General features: G+C 71.9%; 18 protein-coding genes. 8 read left to right on the top strand and 10 right to left on the bottom strand.

Annotated features, from left to right (window positions below):
* Positions 1 to 216 precede the first annotated feature (216 nt).
* The 3 genes from dapF to miaA form a co-directional block, all read right to left on the bottom strand.
* Positions 217 to 1,086: a diaminopimelate epimerase gene (gene dapF / locus ACZ6A9_RS14610; RefSeq protein WP_468984472.1), complete on the bottom strand. Its 870-nt coding sequence runs from the start codon at positions 1,084 to 1,086 to the stop codon at positions 217 to 219.
* Between the two features lie 65 nt (positions 1,087 to 1,151).
* Positions 1,152 to 1,655 carry a hypothetical protein gene (locus ACZ6A9_RS14615; protein ID WP_468984621.1) on the bottom strand — a complete coding sequence of 168 codons (504 nt, stop codon included), beginning with the start codon at positions 1,653 to 1,655 and terminating at the stop codon, positions 1,152 to 1,154.
* Between the two features lie 108 nt (positions 1,656 to 1,763).
* Complete coding sequence (gene miaA / locus ACZ6A9_RS14620; protein ID WP_468984475.1) at positions 1,764 to 2,702, bottom strand: tRNA (adenosine(37)-N6)-dimethylallyltransferase MiaA; 939 nt, start codon at positions 2,700 to 2,702, stop codon at positions 1,764 to 1,766.
* Positions 2,703 to 2,884: 182 nt separating this feature from the next.
* On the opposite strand from miaA, the gene ACZ6A9_RS14625 reads away from it, so the two are divergent.
* Both ACZ6A9_RS14625 and ACZ6A9_RS14630 read left to right on the top strand, forming a co-directional pair.
* Entirely contained in the window at positions 2,885 to 3,151 is a 267-nt protein-coding gene (locus ACZ6A9_RS14625; protein ID WP_468984477.1) for a hypothetical protein, read from the top strand.
* 22 nt (positions 3,152 to 3,173) lie between these two features.
* Positions 3,174 to 3,443 carry an antitoxin gene (locus ACZ6A9_RS14630; RefSeq protein ID WP_468984479.1) on the top strand — a complete coding sequence of 90 codons (270 nt, stop codon included), beginning with the start codon at positions 3,174 to 3,176 and terminating at the stop codon, positions 3,441 to 3,443.
* A gap of 92 nt (positions 3,444 to 3,535) precedes the next feature.
* On the opposite strand, the gene ACZ6A9_RS14635 is transcribed toward ACZ6A9_RS14630, so the two are convergent.
* From ACZ6A9_RS14635 to ACZ6A9_RS14655, 5 genes are all read right to left on the bottom strand, one after another.
* A complete protein-coding gene (locus ACZ6A9_RS14635) occupies positions 3,536 to 4,261 on the bottom strand; it encodes a class III extradiol dioxygenase subunit B-like domain-containing protein (protein ID WP_468984482.1) in 726 nt (241 codons plus the stop codon).
* Between the two features lie 57 nt (positions 4,262 to 4,318).
* A complete protein-coding gene (gene miaB, locus ACZ6A9_RS14640; RefSeq protein WP_468984484.1) occupies positions 4,319 to 5,836 on the bottom strand; it encodes a tRNA (N6-isopentenyl adenosine(37)-C2)-methylthiotransferase MiaB in 1,518 nt (505 codons plus the stop codon).
* 51 nt (positions 5,837 to 5,887) lie between these two features.
* Positions 5,888 to 6,226, bottom strand: a complete 339-nt coding sequence (locus tag ACZ6A9_RS14645) for a hypothetical protein (RefSeq protein ID WP_468984486.1) — start codon at positions 6,224 to 6,226, stop codon at positions 5,888 to 5,890.
* Complete coding sequence (locus ACZ6A9_RS14650) at positions 6,223 to 6,378, bottom strand: hypothetical protein (protein WP_468984489.1); 156 nt, start codon at positions 6,376 to 6,378, stop codon at positions 6,223 to 6,225. Before ACZ6A9_RS14650 ends, ACZ6A9_RS14645 begins: the two co-directional genes overlap by 4 nt.
* A 175-nt stretch (positions 6,379 to 6,553) precedes the next feature.
* Complete coding sequence (locus ACZ6A9_RS14655; protein WP_468984491.1) at positions 6,554 to 6,961, bottom strand: pyrophosphohydrolase domain-containing protein; 408 nt, start codon at positions 6,959 to 6,961, stop codon at positions 6,554 to 6,556.
* An 81-nt stretch (positions 6,962 to 7,042) separates the two neighbouring features.
* On the opposite strand from ACZ6A9_RS14655, the gene ACZ6A9_RS14660 reads away from it, so the two are divergent.
* Entirely contained in the window at positions 7,043 to 8,038 is a 996-nt protein-coding gene (locus ACZ6A9_RS14660; protein ID WP_468984493.1) for a TAXI family TRAP transporter solute-binding subunit, read from the top strand.
* Here the strand turns inward: ACZ6A9_RS14660 and ACZ6A9_RS14665 are convergent.
* Complete coding sequence (locus tag ACZ6A9_RS14665) at positions 8,017 to 9,450, bottom strand: sensor histidine kinase (RefSeq protein WP_468984496.1); 1,434 nt, start codon at positions 9,448 to 9,450, stop codon at positions 8,017 to 8,019. The genes ACZ6A9_RS14660 and ACZ6A9_RS14665 overlap by 22 nt on opposite strands.
* A 9-nt stretch (positions 9,451 to 9,459) precedes the next feature.
* Positions 9,460 to 10,146, bottom strand: a complete 687-nt coding sequence (locus tag ACZ6A9_RS14670) for a response regulator transcription factor (RefSeq protein WP_468984500.1) — start codon at positions 10,144 to 10,146, stop codon at positions 9,460 to 9,462.
* A gap of 285 nt (positions 10,147 to 10,431) precedes the next feature.
* Between ACZ6A9_RS14670 and ACZ6A9_RS14675 the strand changes: the two genes are divergently transcribed.
* The 5 genes from ACZ6A9_RS14675 to ACZ6A9_RS14695 all read left to right on the top strand — a co-directional run bounded on the left by ACZ6A9_RS14675 (position 10,432) and on the right by ACZ6A9_RS14695 (position 15,767).
* Positions 10,432 to 11,208: an amino acid ABC transporter ATP-binding protein gene (locus tag ACZ6A9_RS14675; protein WP_228969515.1), complete on the top strand. Its 777-nt coding sequence runs from the start codon at positions 10,432 to 10,434 to the stop codon at positions 11,206 to 11,208.
* Between the two features lie 81 nt (positions 11,209 to 11,289).
* Positions 11,290 to 12,135 carry a glutamate ABC transporter substrate-binding protein gene (locus ACZ6A9_RS14680; protein ID WP_468984502.1) on the top strand — a complete coding sequence of 282 codons (846 nt, stop codon included), beginning with the start codon at positions 11,290 to 11,292 and terminating at the stop codon, positions 12,133 to 12,135.
* Positions 12,136 to 12,267: 132 nt separating this feature from the next.
* Positions 12,268 to 12,945 (top strand): amino acid ABC transporter permease, encoded by a 678-nt coding sequence (locus tag ACZ6A9_RS14685; protein ID WP_468984504.1) that lies wholly within the window; start codon positions 12,268 to 12,270, stop codon positions 12,943 to 12,945.
* Entirely contained in the window at positions 12,942 to 13,850 is a 909-nt protein-coding gene (locus ACZ6A9_RS14690) for an amino acid ABC transporter permease (protein ID WP_468984507.1), read from the top strand. Before ACZ6A9_RS14685 ends, ACZ6A9_RS14690 begins: the two co-directional genes overlap by 4 nt.
* Before the next feature lie 291 nt (positions 13,851 to 14,141).
* Positions 14,142 to 15,767, top strand: a complete 1,626-nt coding sequence (locus ACZ6A9_RS14695) for an FAD-dependent monooxygenase (RefSeq protein ID WP_468984510.1) — start codon at positions 14,142 to 14,144, stop codon at positions 15,765 to 15,767.
* Positions 15,768 to 15,851: the final 84 nt, after the last annotated feature.

Raw genomic sequence — 15,851 nt, forward strand, 5'->3', positions numbered from 1 at the left:
GCCGGTGCTTGATGCTACCGAGCCGGACCCCGCCGAGCGGACCGCCTCCGGCCGAGCGTGAAACGGATCACTCCATCGAGCGAAGGGCGGCCGGAGGTCGCTTTCACGCCAACGCTTCGGCGGTCTGCCGTGATCTCGCAGCCGGGGCTCCCTTCGGCCCTGCGGATGCGGTGGCCGGGCGGGCCGGAGGCTGGGATACCGCGCCCGCGCCCCGCTTCAGCCGAGGGCGTTCTCCAGCCATGCCGTCTCGATCACGCCCTCGGCGACGATCACCGCCGGTCCGGTCATCTCGATCTCGCCGTCGGGCCGTTCGGTGATCACGAGGGTGCCGCCGGGCACATCCACGGTGTACGTCGCCGGGGTGCCGGTGAGGGCCGGGTCGGCGCCGTCCCTGCGGGCGGCGGCCACGGCGACGGCGCACGCGCCCGTGCCGCACGACCGGGTCTCGCCCGCTCCGCGCTCGTGAACCCGCAGCGCCACGTGCCGCGGGCCGCGGTCGACGACGAACTCCACGTTCACCCCGTCCGGGTAGGCGGCGGCCGGACTGTACGGGGGCGGGGTGATCAGATCGCCCGCGTGGGCGAGGTCGTCCACGAAGGCGACGGCGTGCGGGTTGCCCATGTTCACGTTCCGCGCGGGCCAGCTGCGCCCGCCGACGCTCACCGTCACGTCACCGGCGGGGAGCAGCGCCCGGCCCATGCCGACGGTGATGTCGCCCTCCTTGGCGATGTGCACGGTCTTCACACCACCGCGGGTGGCGACCGCGATGTCTCCCGCGGACACGTGTCCGGCACGCTCGAGGTAGCGCGCGAACACGCGCACTCCGTTGCCGCACATCTCCGCGATCGAGCCGTCGCCGTTGCGGTAGTCCATGAACCACTCGGCCTCGGCCGCCATGTCCTGCGCCTCGGGGTGGACCGCGGACCGCACCACGTGCAGCAGACCGTCGCCGCCGATGCCGCCGCGGCGGTCGCACAGGGCGGCGACGGCGGCCGGGGGCAGGTCGATGGCGTTCTCGGGGTCCGGGACGATCACGAAGTCGTTCTCGGTGCCGTGCCCCTTGAGGAAGGCGATCCGCGTGCTCATCCCTCGATCGTACGGGGTGAGGGTGACGGCGCGTGGCCGCCGGTGGTCCGTGGGGCCGCGCGGGGTCAGCGGAGCCGGGCGACCCGCCAGACCGCCAGGGCCACCACGGCGGCGACCATCACGGCGTAGGCGGCCACGACCCGCCAGTCGGACGTGCGTCCGGAGCCCCGGGCCGACAGGCCCGGCAGGGTGTATCCCACCTTGCGGGCGGCCATCATCCCCCAGCCGGCGGCGCAGGAGCAGATCAGCAGGCCCAGCATCGCGATCACGGCACCGCTGTCGCCGAAGTCGAAGGCGAGCGGGAAGGCGAACATCAGGGAGCCGAGCGCGGCGAGTCCGACGATGGGCGCCAGCTGCCACATGCGCAGCCTGCGCTGCGGGCGCAGCTCCACCTCGACCTCTTCGCCGGCGGTGAACCTCTCGTCCGGGTCCGGCCCGTCGTCGGTCACACCGCCCTGCGTCTCCTCCGGCCCGTCGGGGCTGAGACGGTCGGTTTCCTGCTCCGGCGCACCCCGCTCGGTGGCGAGGTGTTCGGTGCCGTGTGCGGTGTCGCGAGGGCCGGCCTCCATCGCCACGCGCCCTCCCAACTAGGACTCCACTTGGTCGATCGAAGCTCGATGATGGCACGGCGTCACAGGCCCGGATGACGGCCTGGGCGTCCCGATGCCATGACGTGATCAGGCTGTAACCGGTCGTTCGACCAACGACAACGCGAGCTGGGGAAGTTCCGCGAGGTCCGCCGCGGCCCCACTCAACCAGTGCACCCGGGGATCCCGCCTGAACCACGAATCCTGACGGCGCGCGAAGCGCTTGGTGGCACGCACGGTCTCGGACCGCGCCTCCTCGAGGGTGCACTCCCCGGCGAGTGCCGCGAGCACCTGCTGGTAGCCGAGCGCCCGCGACGCCGTACGCCCCTCGCGCAACCCCTGCGCCTGGAGTGCGCGCACTTCTTCCACGAGGCCCGCCTCCCACATGCGGTCGACGCGGCGGGCGATGCGCTCGTCGAGTTCGGGGCGGGCCACGTCGACGCCGATCTGGAGCGTGTCGTAGACCGAGTCGTGGCCCGGGAGGTTGGCGGTGAAGGGCCGTCCGGTGATCTCGATGACCTCGAGGGCGCGGACGATGCGCCGGCCGTTGCTCGGCAGGATCACCCGCGCCGCCTCCGGGTCCGCCACGGCGAGGCGCGCGTGCAGGGCGCCCGGGCCGCGCAGCGTGAGCTCCTCCTCCAGGCGGGCCCTGACCTCGGGGTCGGTGCCCGGGAACTCCAGGTTGTCCACGGCTCCGCGGATGTAGAGGCCGGAGCCGCCGACCAGGACGGGCCAGCGACCGTCGGCGAGCAGCGCGTCGATCCGCTCCCGGGCCAGGCGCTGGTACTCGGCGACGGAGGCGGTGACGGTGACGTCCCAGACGTCCAGCAGGTGGTGCGGGACCCCGCCGCGTTCCTCGGGCGTCAGCTTGGCGGTGCCGATGTCCATCCCCCGGTAGAGCTGCATCGAGTCGGCGTTGACGACCTCACCGCCGAGCCGCCGGGCGAGGAAAACACCCAGATCGGACTTTCCGGCCGCGGTGGGTCCGACGACGGCGATGACGCGGGGGGCGAGGGGTGCGCTGCTCACCGAACCAGTCTCCCAAACCTCGCACCCGGCTCTCGAACGGGTTACGTGACGCGACGCCGGCCGGGTCGTTGCCCGTTGCGAGGTCCCTGCCACCGGATCGCGGCGGCGGTGCCCCGGGTCACACGAACGGACACACCGGGCAACGCGGGATGTCGCCCGCACGAGTAACGTATGGAGTGGATATGGGCGTTTTTGCACGGATTTTCCGGAGGTCGAAGGCCACCGAGGAGACACGGACCGCCGAGGCCCGGGCCGACGGACCGGCGGCCGGGCCAGGGTCCCCGGACCCGGCGGGGGCCGCGGAGCCGGAGGGACCCGCCGGGGCGCCGGAGACCGCCGCGCCGTCGGCGACCGGGGAGGGCGGGGCCACCGCCGCCGAGGTCGAGATCCCGAAGCAGCAGTCCGCCGAGGCGGCCGGCAGCGAGACCGGTGAGGGCGCCCGCACGTAGATTGCCGCGAGGAAGGTACGTCATGGGTCTGCTGGACAATCTGAAGGCCAAACTCGGCCCGGCCAAGGACAAGGTCTCCGGGCTCGCGCAGCAGCACGAGGACAAGATCCAGCACGGTCTGGACAGGGCCGCGCAGACCGTCGACAAGCGGACCAAGGGCAAGTACAGCGACCGGATCGAGTCGAGTACGGGCAAGGCCAAGGGCGCCGTGGACCGCTTCACGCACAGGAACGACCCCGGACCCGGCGGGGAGGGCACCACGCCGCCGGCCGGGCCGCCGCCCACTTCCTGAGCCGGGCGGCAACGACGGACGGACGGCCGAGACGCACACCGAGTGCGCCCGGCCGTCCGCCGCCGTCCCGGCACAACCCTCCCAGCCACCCCCTAGGACCAGGTGGCGACGAGATAGCCCACTCCGTACGGGGCGTCGTCGTAGAGCAGCGAGCCCGCCAGCCTCCCGTTCCCCGACGCCGCGCCGGCGAGCACCTGCCAGGGGGCCCGGCCGGACACCTTCAGCTCGCGGGCCAGTCCGGTGTCCAGGGCGCGCAGTGCTCCGGTGTCGGCGGCACCCAGGGCGCGGGCGAGTTCCGCGTCGAAGGAGGCCGCGCGCTCGTCGAGGTAGCCCGGCGCCTTCAGCGTGCGGCAGGCGCTGGCGTCGCCCAACACCAGCATCCCGACCCGCTCCGCCCGGCCGGCGATGCCCTCCCCCGCCTCGACGCACCGCTCGGCCGTGAGAGGTTCCCCCACGCCCCGTCCCTCGACGGGAGCGTCCGCCCATCCGGTCCGTTCCAGCAGCCAGGCGCCGACGGCGAGCCCGTACGGCAGCTCCCGCCCGGCCGTGTCCCCGCCCTCGCCCCCGCCCTGGCCCAGTCGTACGTCCCTGTCGACGCCGAAGCCGCGGAAGGACCCGGGGGTGCCCTGCGGATAGCTCTCGGGTCCGGTGCCGGCGGACGGGCCGACCACCACCAGCAGGTCGGGACGGGCCGCCGCGAGTACCCCCAGCGCGTCCGTGCACGCGGCACGCGCGGCGTCCAGCTCGGGGGCGGCGCCCGCGGCGACCTCGGGCACGAGCAGCGGCGGGCAGGGGCAGACTGCGGCGGCGACAAGCATGATCAGCAGCCTACTCACCGCCCTCGCGCCGGACGTGGCGGTACCGCGGGCGACGACTCAGTCGACGGCGCAGCCCCCGGTGACCGCCGGCAGCGGCTCGGGCACGCCGACCTTGGGCAGGCCGAGCAGCACGCCCGTGGACGGTGCCGCCTTCTCGGTGCTCCGCTTCTCCCAGGCGTCACCCGCGCGGGTGCGGCGCACGTCCAGCACGGCGCCCTCGGCGAGGAGGTGGTGCGGCGCGGCGTAGGTGATCTCGACGGTGACCACGTCGCCGGGGCGCACCTCCTGCTCCGGTTTGGTGAAGTGGACCAGACGGCTGTCGGGGGCGCGGCCCGAGAGGCGGTGGGTGGCGTCGTCCTTGCGGCCCTCGCCCTCGGCGACCATCAGCTCGACCGTACGGCCGACCTGCTTCTTGTTCTCCTCCCAGGAGATCTCCTCCTGGAGGGCGACGAGCCGCTCGTACCGCTCCTGGACGACCTTCTTGGGGATCTGCCCGTCCATCTCGGCGGCCGGGGTGCCCGGACGCTTGGAGTACTGGAAGGTGAACGCCTGCGCGAAGCGGGCCTCGCGGACCACGTGCAGGGTCTGCTGGAAGTCCTCCTCGGTCTCGCCGGGGAAGCCCACGATGATGTCGGTGCTGATCGCCGCGTGCGGGATCGCGGCCCGGACCTTCTCGATGATCCCGAGGAAGCGCTCCTGCCGGTAGGAGCGGCGCATCGCCTTCAGGACCGGGTCGGAGCCGGACTGCAGGGGCATGTGGAGCTGCGGCATCACGTTGGGCGTCTCGGCCATGGCGGCGATGACGTCGTCGGTGAAGTCGCGCGGGTGCGGGGAGGTGAAGCGGACGCGCTCCAGGCCGTCGATCGCCCCGCAGGCCCGCAGCAGCTTGCTGAACGCCTCACGGTCGCCGATGTCGGAGCCGTACGCGTTGACGTTCTGGCCGAGCAGGGTGATCTCGCAGACGCCCTCGGCGACCAGGGCCTCGATCTCGGCGAGGATGTCGCCGGGCCGGCGGTCCTTCTCCTTGCCGCGCAGCGCGGGGACGATGCAGAAGGTGCAGGTGTTGTTGCAGCCGACGGAGATGGACACCCAGGCCGCGTAGGCGCTCTCCCGCCGGGTGGGGAGCGTGGAGGGGAACGCTTCGAGGGACTCGGCGATCTCGACCTGGGCCTCCTCCTGCACGCGGGCGCGCTCCAGCAGGACGGGCAGCTTGCCGATGTTGTGCGTGCCGAAGACGACGTCCACCCACGGGGCCCGCTTCACGATGGTGTCGCGGTCCTTCTGCGCCAGGCAGCCGCCGACCGCGATCTGCATCCCGGGCCGGCTCGCCTTCTTGGGGGCGAGGTGGCCGAGGTTGCCGTACAGCTTGTTGTCGGCGTTCTCGCGCACGGCGCAGGTGTTGAAGACGACGACGTCGGCGTCGCCGTCGGAGCCCTCGGGGGCGCGGACGTAGCCCGCGTCCTCCAGCAGCCCGGACAACCGTTCCGAGTCGTGGACGTTCATCTGACACCCGTAGGTGCGTACTTCATAGGTGCGCGTGCCGCCCACTGACTGGCTCCGGTCGATGCTGCTCATGCGGACAAGGGTAGGCGGTTCTCGGGGCCGGCCTTCCGTCCCGGCGGCCCGTCAGCCGCGCAGGGCCAGGTGGTACGCGGTGGCCCAGAGCACCAGCGCGCATCCCGGGCCCACCACGAGCCGCAGGGCCTCGCCCGGCAGGCCCGTGGCGGTGAGCGCGAGACCGGCGGCCGCCACGGCCGACAGCAGCGCGCCCGTCCACCGGTACTGCCGCTGGTCGTACAGGCGGGCGAGCGGGAAGAAGCGCAGCCCCACGACGAGCGCGACGGCGGCGGGTATCACCCGGGGGTGGCCGGTGCCGGCGGCCTCTGCGATCACGGCGGCGACGGCCGCCGCCTCGGTCGCGTTGACCATGCCCACGCCCCGCGCCCAGTTGGCCGGGATGTTCACGTCCGGGGCGAGGGCGCGGCGTCCTTGCGGTGCCCGAGGTGGATCGCTGCCGCCGTGAGGACCACCGCCGCCACCCGCACCGTCGCCGGTACGGCGTCCGTCGCCGAGCCCGTTCCCGAGGCGCCGGCGAAGGCCCAGATCAGAGCGAACACGGAGAGCACCACGGTCCCCCGGCACCGGAGCTGCCGGGTCGGCACCACACACTCTGCGTCGACGGCGGAGGGGACCGGCGGTAACGGCGTCTTGGGCGGAGCGTACTGCGACCGTCCCGCCACCAGGGCGGGATTTCCCGGGAACAACGCACCCTCCCGCCAGGCGGCTCCCCCGTCAGGCCTCCCGGCCCGGCACCCAGCCCTGCCCGCGCAGCACCCGCGCGACATCCGGCGCCTCGTAGTGCTCGCCCTTGAGGACCTTGCCGTCGGCACGCCGGCTGACCCGGCCGTCAGGACCCAGTTTGGTCATGTTGGAACGGTGGATCTCGGCGATCACCGCGTCGAGGTCGATCCCGTGCACCAGCGCCGTCCCGTACGCGACGTAGACCACGTCGGCCAGCTCGTGCGCCAGCCGGTCGAGCGGCCCGGTCACCGACACCTCGGCGACCTCGCCGGCCTCCTCCGCGAGCAGTTCCCCGCGGTGGGCGGCGAGTTCCGGGGTGACCTCGGTTGGTGTGTCGCGGGCGTCCAGCCCGAAGGCGCGGTGGAACTCACGGACCAGGTCGGCGGGCGAAGCACTCATGCGGCGACTGTAGCGGCCGCCGCCGTCCCGTTGTGAGCTCCGCCCTGGTCAGCGGGCACACGGGCTGGCAGGATCACGCGCATGTCCCTCGCGCTCTCCCGGACCGGCAGGCGGCGGGCCCTGCGGGGCGCGGCCGCCGCCCTCGTGGCGCTCGGACTGCTGCTGTGGTGGCTGGCGCCGTGGAGCGAGGAGCCTCCCGGCGGGACGGTCACGCTGAGCACGGGCACCCGTTCGGGGGTCTACCAGAAGTACGGCGAGCTGCTGCGCTCGTCGCTCGGCAAGCACATGCCGGACCTCGAGGTCCGGCTGGAGACGAGTGACGGCTCGCAGGAGAACGTGCGCCGCGTGGCGACCGGGCAGGCCGACTTCGCGATCGCCGCGGCCGACGCGGTGGAGACGTACCGGCTGGACCACCGGCCGGGGGCGGACGGGCTGCGCGGGGTGGCACGCCTGTACGACGACTACGTACAGCTGGCCGTCCCGTCCGGCTCGGACATCCGCAGCGTCGAGGACCTGCGCGGCAAGCGGGTCGCCATCGGGCCGCCCAAGTCGGGGGTGCGGCTCATAGCGAACCGGGTGCTCAGGGCGGCGGGGATCGACCCGGAGACGGACATCCGGCCCTCCTCCGACGGCATCGACACCGGACCGGGGCGGCTGGGCCACGGTCTGGACGCGTTCTTCTGGTCCGGCGGTCTGCCCACGGACGGCCTGAAGACGTTCGCCGAGCAGGCCGCGCTGAGGTTCGTGCCGATCGACGCCGACCTGGTGTCGACGCTGCACGAGCAGGGCGGCGCGACGCGCTACTACCGTGCCACCAACATGCCGGAGTCGGCCTACCCGGGCAGTCAGCTCGGTTCCGCCGTCCCGACGATGGCGGTGTCCAACCTGCTGATCACGCGCACGGACGTGGATCCCCGGCTCACCGAGTGGCTGACCCGCATCGTGCTCAAGAGCCGCGACGGCATCGGCGCGCACGTCCACTCCGCCCAGCTGGTCGACGTGCGCACCGCGATCTACACCGACCCGCTGCTGCTGCACGACGGCGCCCGCCGGTACTACAGGTCAGTCAAGCCCTGAGTCTCCGGTTCACCCGCGGGAGCGTTCCTGGGCACCGTCACGGTCACCCGCAGTCCGTGCGGCTCGTGGCACTCGTACGCGATCGAGCCGCCGCCCGCCGCGAGCAGGGCCCGGGAGATGGACAGGCCCAGTCCCGAGCCCTTGACGTTCTGGTGGCGGCCGCTGCGCCAGAACCGGTCGCCGACGCGGGTCAGCTCCTCGTCGGTCAGTCCCGGCCCGTTGTCGGTGACGACGACGGTGGCGGTGTCGCCGTTGGAGGCCACGGTCACCTCGACGCTCTCTCCCCCGGGCGTGAACTTCACCGCGTTGTCGATGACCGCGTCCAGCGCGCTGGACAGCGCGACCGGGTCCACCCAGGCGGTGGTGGGCGGGCAGGCGCCGGTGAGCCGGACGCCCTTGGCGTCGGCGGTGGGCGACCAGGCCGCGACCCGCTCGGCGGTGAGGGCACCGATGTCGGCGATCTGGAGGTCGGCCTCGCTGTGCTCGGCGAGCGCCAGGTCGAGCAGGTCGTCCAGGACCTGCGCCAGGCGCTTGCCCTCGGCCTGCACGGAGGCGATCTCCTCGTTGCCCTCCGGCAGCTCCAGGGCGAGCAGCTCGATGCGCAGCAGCAGCGCGGCCAGGGGGTTGCGCAGTTGGTGGGAGGCGTCCGCGACGAAGGCGCGCTGCTGCTCCAGGACGCTCTCGACGTTGTCCGCCATCTCGTTGAACGACCGGGCGAGCCGTCTGAGCTCCGGTGGCCCTCCGGCCGCCGCGACCCGGGACTTCAGCCGTCCGGTGGCGATGTCGTGGGTGGTGGCGTCCAGGACGCGCACGGGCCTGAGCACCCAGCCGGCCAGCCGCAGGGCCGCGCCGACGGCGAGCAGCATCGCGGCGGCCTCCCCCGCGGCGATGACCAGCCAGCCGTGCAGGATGCGCGAGCGCATCTGCCCGGTGGGTGAGTCGGTGACCACCACCGCGACGACGTCGCCGTCCCGGATGACCGGGGAGGCCACCACGAGGCTGCGCCGCTGCCAGGGCCACACCTGCTCGGGGTCGTGGCTGCGGCGGCTGAGCAGCGCCTCCTCGAAGGCGTCGCGCACTTCGCCCGTGGGGGGCAGGAACCAGTCGGCCGGCGCCTGCGCCATCGGCGAGTCGTTGCGGTAGAAGACGCCCGCGCGGATGCCGTAGACCCGGTGGTAGCTGCGGAGCTCGCTGCTGAGGGTCTCCCGGCGCTCGTCGATGTCCCCGTTCGCCGGATCGGCGGGCTCGGTGACGAACTGGGCGAGGGCCGCGAAACGCGCCGTGTCGTCGATCCGGTCGACGACGACCTTCTGCTGCTGCGCGCCGGCCAGACTCACGGCCAGCGGAATGCCGAGGGCGAGCAGCACGGCCGCCATCAGAACGATGAGCAGCGGAAGCAGACGCGTGTGCACCCGGCCCCGCTACGCCACGGGCGCGACGAGCCGGTAGCCGACGCCGCGCACGGTCTCGATGAGGGCGGGCATGCGCAGTTTGGACCGCAGGGACGCGACGTGCACCTCCAGGGTGCGCCCGGTCCCCTCCCAGCTGGTGCGCCACACCTCGCTGATGATCTGTTCCCGCCGGAAGACGACCCCCGGCCGCTGGGCGAGCAGGGCGAGCAGGTCGAACTCCTTGCGGGTGAGCTGGACGACCGTGCCGTTCACGCTGACCTGGCGGGTCGGCAGCTCGATGCGGACGGGTCCCAGGCGCAGCTCGGTCTCCGTGCTGCCCGTGGCCTCCTCGGGGGCGCTGCGCCGGCTGACGGCGTGGATCCGCGCGAGCAGCTCCCCGGTGTCGTACGGCTTGACCACGTAGTCGTCGGCGCCGAGGTTGAGGCCGTGGATGCGGGAGCGGACGTCGGACCGTGCGGTGACCATGATCACCGGTGTGCCCGTGCGCTTGCGGATCTTGCCGCACACCTCGTAGCCGTCCTGGTCGGGCAGTCCCAGGTCGAGCAGGACCACGCCGAAGCCGTTGCCCTCGGGGACGAGCGCCTGGAGGGCCTCCTCGCCGCTGCGCGCGTGGGTGACGTCGAACCCGTGCCGCGCGAGGACCGCCGACAGGGCGGCGGCTACGTGGTTGTCGTCCTCGACAAGAAGCAGTCTCACCAGGGCCCCCTTCGGTTCATCGGCCGTTCGGTCCTTCGGTGTGGAATACACGGGAAGGCATGTGTCGCACCTTGCAGTCACGCCGATGGAGGAGGGCGGCGTCAAGAGGGTTCCGGTTGCGCTTCCGTACCGTTACCCCGCCGAAATCACCCCTGCTCACAAGTGCTACGACAGGTGTCCGATTGCTATCGGATCGTGATGCTCAGATTCCCCTCAGATGTAATGACGCACGTCTGACGGGTTACTACTGTCCTCCGAAACCGAGGAGGACGGAGCCTGAGAGCGATGACCGAAGTATCGGTGGCCAAGGAAGATGTGGCCGCGACCGGCGATCTGGTCGTCCTGAAGAGCGTCAACAAGCACTTCGGCGCGTTGCACGTACTCCAGGACATCGACCTGACGATCGCCCGTGGCGAAGTCGTCGTGGTCATCGGACCCTCCGGGTCCGGCAAGTCCACCCTGTGCCGCACCATCAACCGACTGGAGACGATCGACTCCGGCTCGATCACCATCGACGGCAAGCCGCTGCCCCACGAGGGCAAGGAGCTCGCCCGGCTGCGCGCTGACGTGGGCATGGTCTTCCAGAGTTTCAACCTCTTCGCGCACAAGACCGTGCTCGAGAACGTGACGCTCGGCCAGGTAAAGGTCCGCAAGAAGGACAAGAAGGCCGCCGACGAGCGGGCCCGTGCCCTGCTCGACCGGGTCGGCGTGGCCGCGCAGGCCGAGAAGTACCCCGCGCAGCTCTCCGGCGGCCAGCAGCAGCGTGTCGCCATCGCGCGCGCCCTGGCGATGGAACCCAAGGTCATGCTCTTCGACGAGCCGACGTCGGCCCTCGACCCGGAGATGATCAACGAGGTGCTGGAGGTCATGCAGCAGCTCGCCCGGGACGGGATGACGATGATCGTCGTCACCCACGAGATGGGTTTCGCCCGCTCCGCGGCGAACCGCGTGGTGTTCATGGCCGACGGCCGCATCGTCGAAGAGGCCGCGCCGGACCAGTTCTTCAGCAACCCGCGCAGCGACCGGGCCAAGGACTTCCTGTCGAAGATCCTTCACCACTGACGGCGCACCCCGCGCCCTGAGGACTCGCGTCACCGGACCTGGACCGGGCCGCGTCATTTCACCAGTCAAAGGATGTGCACCATGAAGCTCCGCAAGGTCACCGCCGCCTCGGCCGCCGTGTTCGCCCTCGCCCTGACCGCCACCGCCTGTGGCGGCGACGACAGCGGTGACGGCGGTTCGTCCTCCTCGGGCGGCGGCGAGAAGATCAAGATCGGCATCAAGTACGACCAGCCCGGTCTCGGCCTGAAGACGCCGGACGGCTCCTTCTCCGGCTTCGACGTGGACGTGGCGACCTACGTCGCCAAGGAGCTCGGCTACGAGCCGAACCAGATCGAGTGGGTCGAGACCAAGAGCGCCGACCGCGAGAACGCCCTCTCGCGCGGGGACGTGAAGCTGATCGCGGCGACGTACTCGATCACCGACGAGCGCAAGCAGAAGGTCGACTTCGCCGGCCCCTACCTGCTGGCCCACCAGGACCTGCTGGTCAAGGCCGACTCGGACATCACCGAGGCCACGGACCTGAACGACAAGAAGCTCTGCTCGGTGACCGGCTCCACCTCCGCGCAGAACGTCAAGAACGACTTCGCGCCGAAGGCACAGCTGAGCAACCGCGGTGGCTACTCGGAGTGCCTGTCCGCCCTGCAGAGCGGCCAGGTGGACGCGCTGACCACCGACGACTCGATCCTCGCCGGTTACGCCGCGCAGGACGAGTACAAGGGCAAGTTCAAGCTCGCCGGCCTGAAGCTGAGCAACGAGAACTACGGCATCGGTGTCAAGAAGGGCGACACGGAGACCGTGAACAAGGTCAACGCCGCGCTCGAGAAGATGGTCAGCGACGGTTCGTGGGAGAAGGCCGTCGAGGAGAACTTCGGCCCGGCGAACTACAAGAACGAGCCCGCCCCGAAGATCGGCCAGCTCGTCAAGTAACGCGGGACTCCGCCGACGCAGGATCCCCGCGGCCGACGCGGGGATCCGCCGATGTGCCGCCGCCCCCGGCCTGTCCGGCGGCGGCGCGTCACGTCCGCCACTCACGTCACACACCCGGAAGCGCGGGAGATCGTGTTCGACTTTCTTTCAAAATATGACGACCCGTCCCTGCTGGGCGCTTTCTGGGTCACGGTGCAGCTGACCGTCTTCTCGGGCATCGGATCCCTGATCTGGGGCACCCTGCTGGCGGCCATGCGGGTCAGCCCCGTACCCCTGATGCGCGGCTTCGGCACCGCTTACGTGAACATCGTCCGGAACATCCCCCTGACCGTCATCATCGTCTTCACGTCGCTCGGCCTCGCCGACATCTTCGGCGCGACGATGGGTGCGCGGGACGACTTCGACCTCATGTACTTCCGCCTGGCCGTGCTGGGCCTCGTCGCCTACACCGCCGCCTTCGTGTGCGAGGCGATCCGCTCCGGCATCAACACGGTGCCCGTCGGACAGGCCGAGGCGGCGCGGGCCCTCGGCCTGAGCTTCAGCCAGGTACTCAGGCTCGTCGTGCTGCCGCAGGCGTTCCGCTCGGTGATCGGCCCCCTGGCCAACGTGCTGATCGCGCTGACCAAGAACACGACCGTGGCGGCCACCATCGGTGTCGCGGAGGCCGCCTTCCTGATGAAGGGCATGATCGAGAACGAGGCACAGACGCTGCTCATCGGCGCGGTCTTCGCCTTCGGATTCGTGGTCCTGACCCTGCCCACCGGCCTGTTCCTCAACTGGCTGAGCAAGCGCCTGGCGGTGAAGCGATGACCTCTGTTCTCTACGACGCACCCGGCCCGAAGGCCAAGCGGCGCAACCTGCTCTTCTCGGTGCTGTTCTTCGTCCTCCTCGCCCTGGCGCTGTGGTGGGTGTGGACGGTGATGGACGACAAGGGCCAGCTGGAGTGGTCCCTGTGGAAGCCCTTCACCACGTCCGAGGCCTGGACGACGTACCTGCTGCCGGGCCTGGCCGACACGCTGAAGGCGGCCGGCCTCGCCATGGTCATCGCCCTCCCGCTGGGCGCGGTCCTCGGCATCGCACGCATGTCGGACCACCGCTGGGTGCGGGTTCCGGCCGGCGCGGTGGTCGAGTTCTTCCGGGCCATCCCGGTGCTGCTGCTGATGCTGTTCGCCAACGAGTTCTTCGCCCGGTCCACCGACGTCACCAGTGAGGACCGGCCCCTGTACGCGGTCGTCACCGGCCTGGTGCTCTACAACGCCTCGGTGCTCGCCGAGGTGGTCCGGGCCGGCATCCTCTCGCTCCCCAAGGGGCAGTCCGAGGCCGCCCAGGCGATCGGCCTGCGCAAGAGCCAGACGATGAGCAGCATCCTGCTTCCGCAGGCGGTCACGGTGATGCTCCCGGCGATCGTCAGCCAGCTGGTCGTCATCGTGAAGGACACCGCGCTGGGCGGCGTGATGCTCGGCTTCACCGAGCTGCTGAACTCGCGCGCCACGCTGGCGGCCAACTACGCCAACGTCATCCCCAGCTTCATCGTGGTGGCGGTCGTCTTCATCCTGCTCAACTTCCTCCTCACCTCCTTCGCCTCCTGGCTCGAGGGCCGGCTGCGCCGCAGCAAGCGCAGCACCGGTGCGGTGCTCGGCGCGGACAAGGTCGACGACCTCAACGCGGCCGAGGTGGGCGGCACCCACGGAACCGGTGCGAGCGGCACGATCTGAGGCACCGCTGCCGTACGACATGTGTGTGGCCCGCCGGGTCCCGGCGGGCCACACGCATGTCGAGTGCCGGCCGATCCGGTCGGTGCCGCGGAGCGGTGCGCCCCGGACTCGTGTGATGAGCGGTCGACCGTGTGACGGGCGCCCGCCCCCTTCATGATCGCCACCTGCCTTCGGTCACTTGACGCAAGCACCGGCAATAGGTTGCATACGTTCTGTGATCGTGCACCCTGCTCCATCTTCCCGTTCCGCCACGTCCCTTCGGACGTCACTCCGGGCAGGGGGCACCGCGCCGTGGACCCGGTGATCATCGTCGGAGCGGGTCCCGTCGGGCTCACGCTCGCACTGGCCCTGGCACGTCAGGACGTACCGTCCGTGGTCCTCGACGAGGGGCCGGGCAAGGACGAGCCCCGCCCGGCACGCACCGTCGTGCTGCGGGAGGACACCGCCGCGCTCGTGGAGCGGCTGACCGGCGTACCGCTCGCGCACGCCGGTGTCCGTTGGGCCGGATGGCGGTCGGTACGGCGCAAGCAGGTGATGTACGAGGTCGCCTTCGCCGACGCCGACCCCGCTCCGCTGCACATCGCCCAGCACGTCCTGACGGACGCCCTGCGCACAGCCCTCGCGGGCGAACGGCTCGTCAAGGTCGCCGCGGAGAGCCGGCTGGACACCATAGAGCAGGAGCCCTCCGGCGTCACCGCCCGCACGCGCGGCGCATCGGGCACCTGGTGGCGTGGCAGTTACCTGGTGGGCTGCGACGGGCCGCGCTCGACGGTGCGCAAGCTCCAGGACATCCGCTTCCCCGGCCGCACCGCGGTGGAACGCCACGCCGTGGCCGCCCTGCGCACCGACCTTCCCTGGTACGACGAGGCGCTGCTGCACCGGATGCCGCCGTGGCGCACGTCCGGTCCCTCGGCCGGGGAGATCACCGCGCGGCCGCTGCCGGACGACGTCTGGCGGCTGGACTGGCTGCTGCCGCCGGGCAAGGACCTGGTCACGCCGGAACTGCTGCTGGCCCGGGTCCGGGAGACCCTGGCCGGCTGGGGCGGCGGCCCCACCCCGTCGTACGAGCTGCTGGACACCGGTGTGCACACCGTGCACCACCGGCTGGCCCGGCGCTGGCGGGCCGACCGGGTGTTCCTCGCCGGGGACGCGGCCCATCTGCTCGGCGCGCTGGGCACGCACGGCCTGGACGAGGGGCTCCGCGACGCGGACAACCTGGCCTGGAAGCTGGCACTGGCCTGGCACCACGGCCCTCACGAGGCGCTGCTCGACAGCTACCAGACCGAGCGCCGCGCGATCGTCGCCGCCCGGCTGCGCGCCGCCGACCAGGTGCTGCCGCTGCTGCGGGGCGGCGGAGGACTGCGTTCCTACGTCCCGGGCTCCGCGCGGGGGCACGACACGCTGCTGACGGACGGCCACCTGGGGCGTGGCGCCCTGGGCGCGCCGGGGACGTACGCCGGCTCTCCGCTGGCGCCCGGCCGGCTCGACGGCGAGGCCCCGGTCGGGACGGCGCTCGGGGCGGCGGTAACAGACGTGCGGGTCACGGCCGAGGACGGCACGTTCGTCCGGCTGCGGGACCGGCTCGGGCGGGGTGCGCTGCTGGTGGTGCTGATCGCGCCCGGCACGGGCGTGTGGGAGCGCAGGCACTGGGTGTCCGCGGGGATCATGCCCCGGCTGGCCGCGGCGGTCTCGGCGCTGCCGCACCGGGCGGAACTGCTGGTCGCCGAGAGCTACCCGGGCGCGGCGGCCCACACCGTGCTGCTGGTACGGCCCGACGGGCACCTGGTGACCGCGCTGAGCGGGGTCCGCCCGGCGGATCTGTACACGGCCGCTGAGGCGGTGCTCGGCGGTCCGGTCGGGGAGGAGGGCGGGGACGGCGCCGGTGCGCGAGCCGACGCGGCGGCGGGGTCGCGCTGAGCCGCCGTCACTCCGGGTCCACCTGGTGACGTCGAGTTGAACCGGTGATCGGCCTCGTGGTGTACTCCGCCTCGTGACCGACAC

Source organism: Streptomyces sp. NPDC041124, from assembly GCF_055592385.1.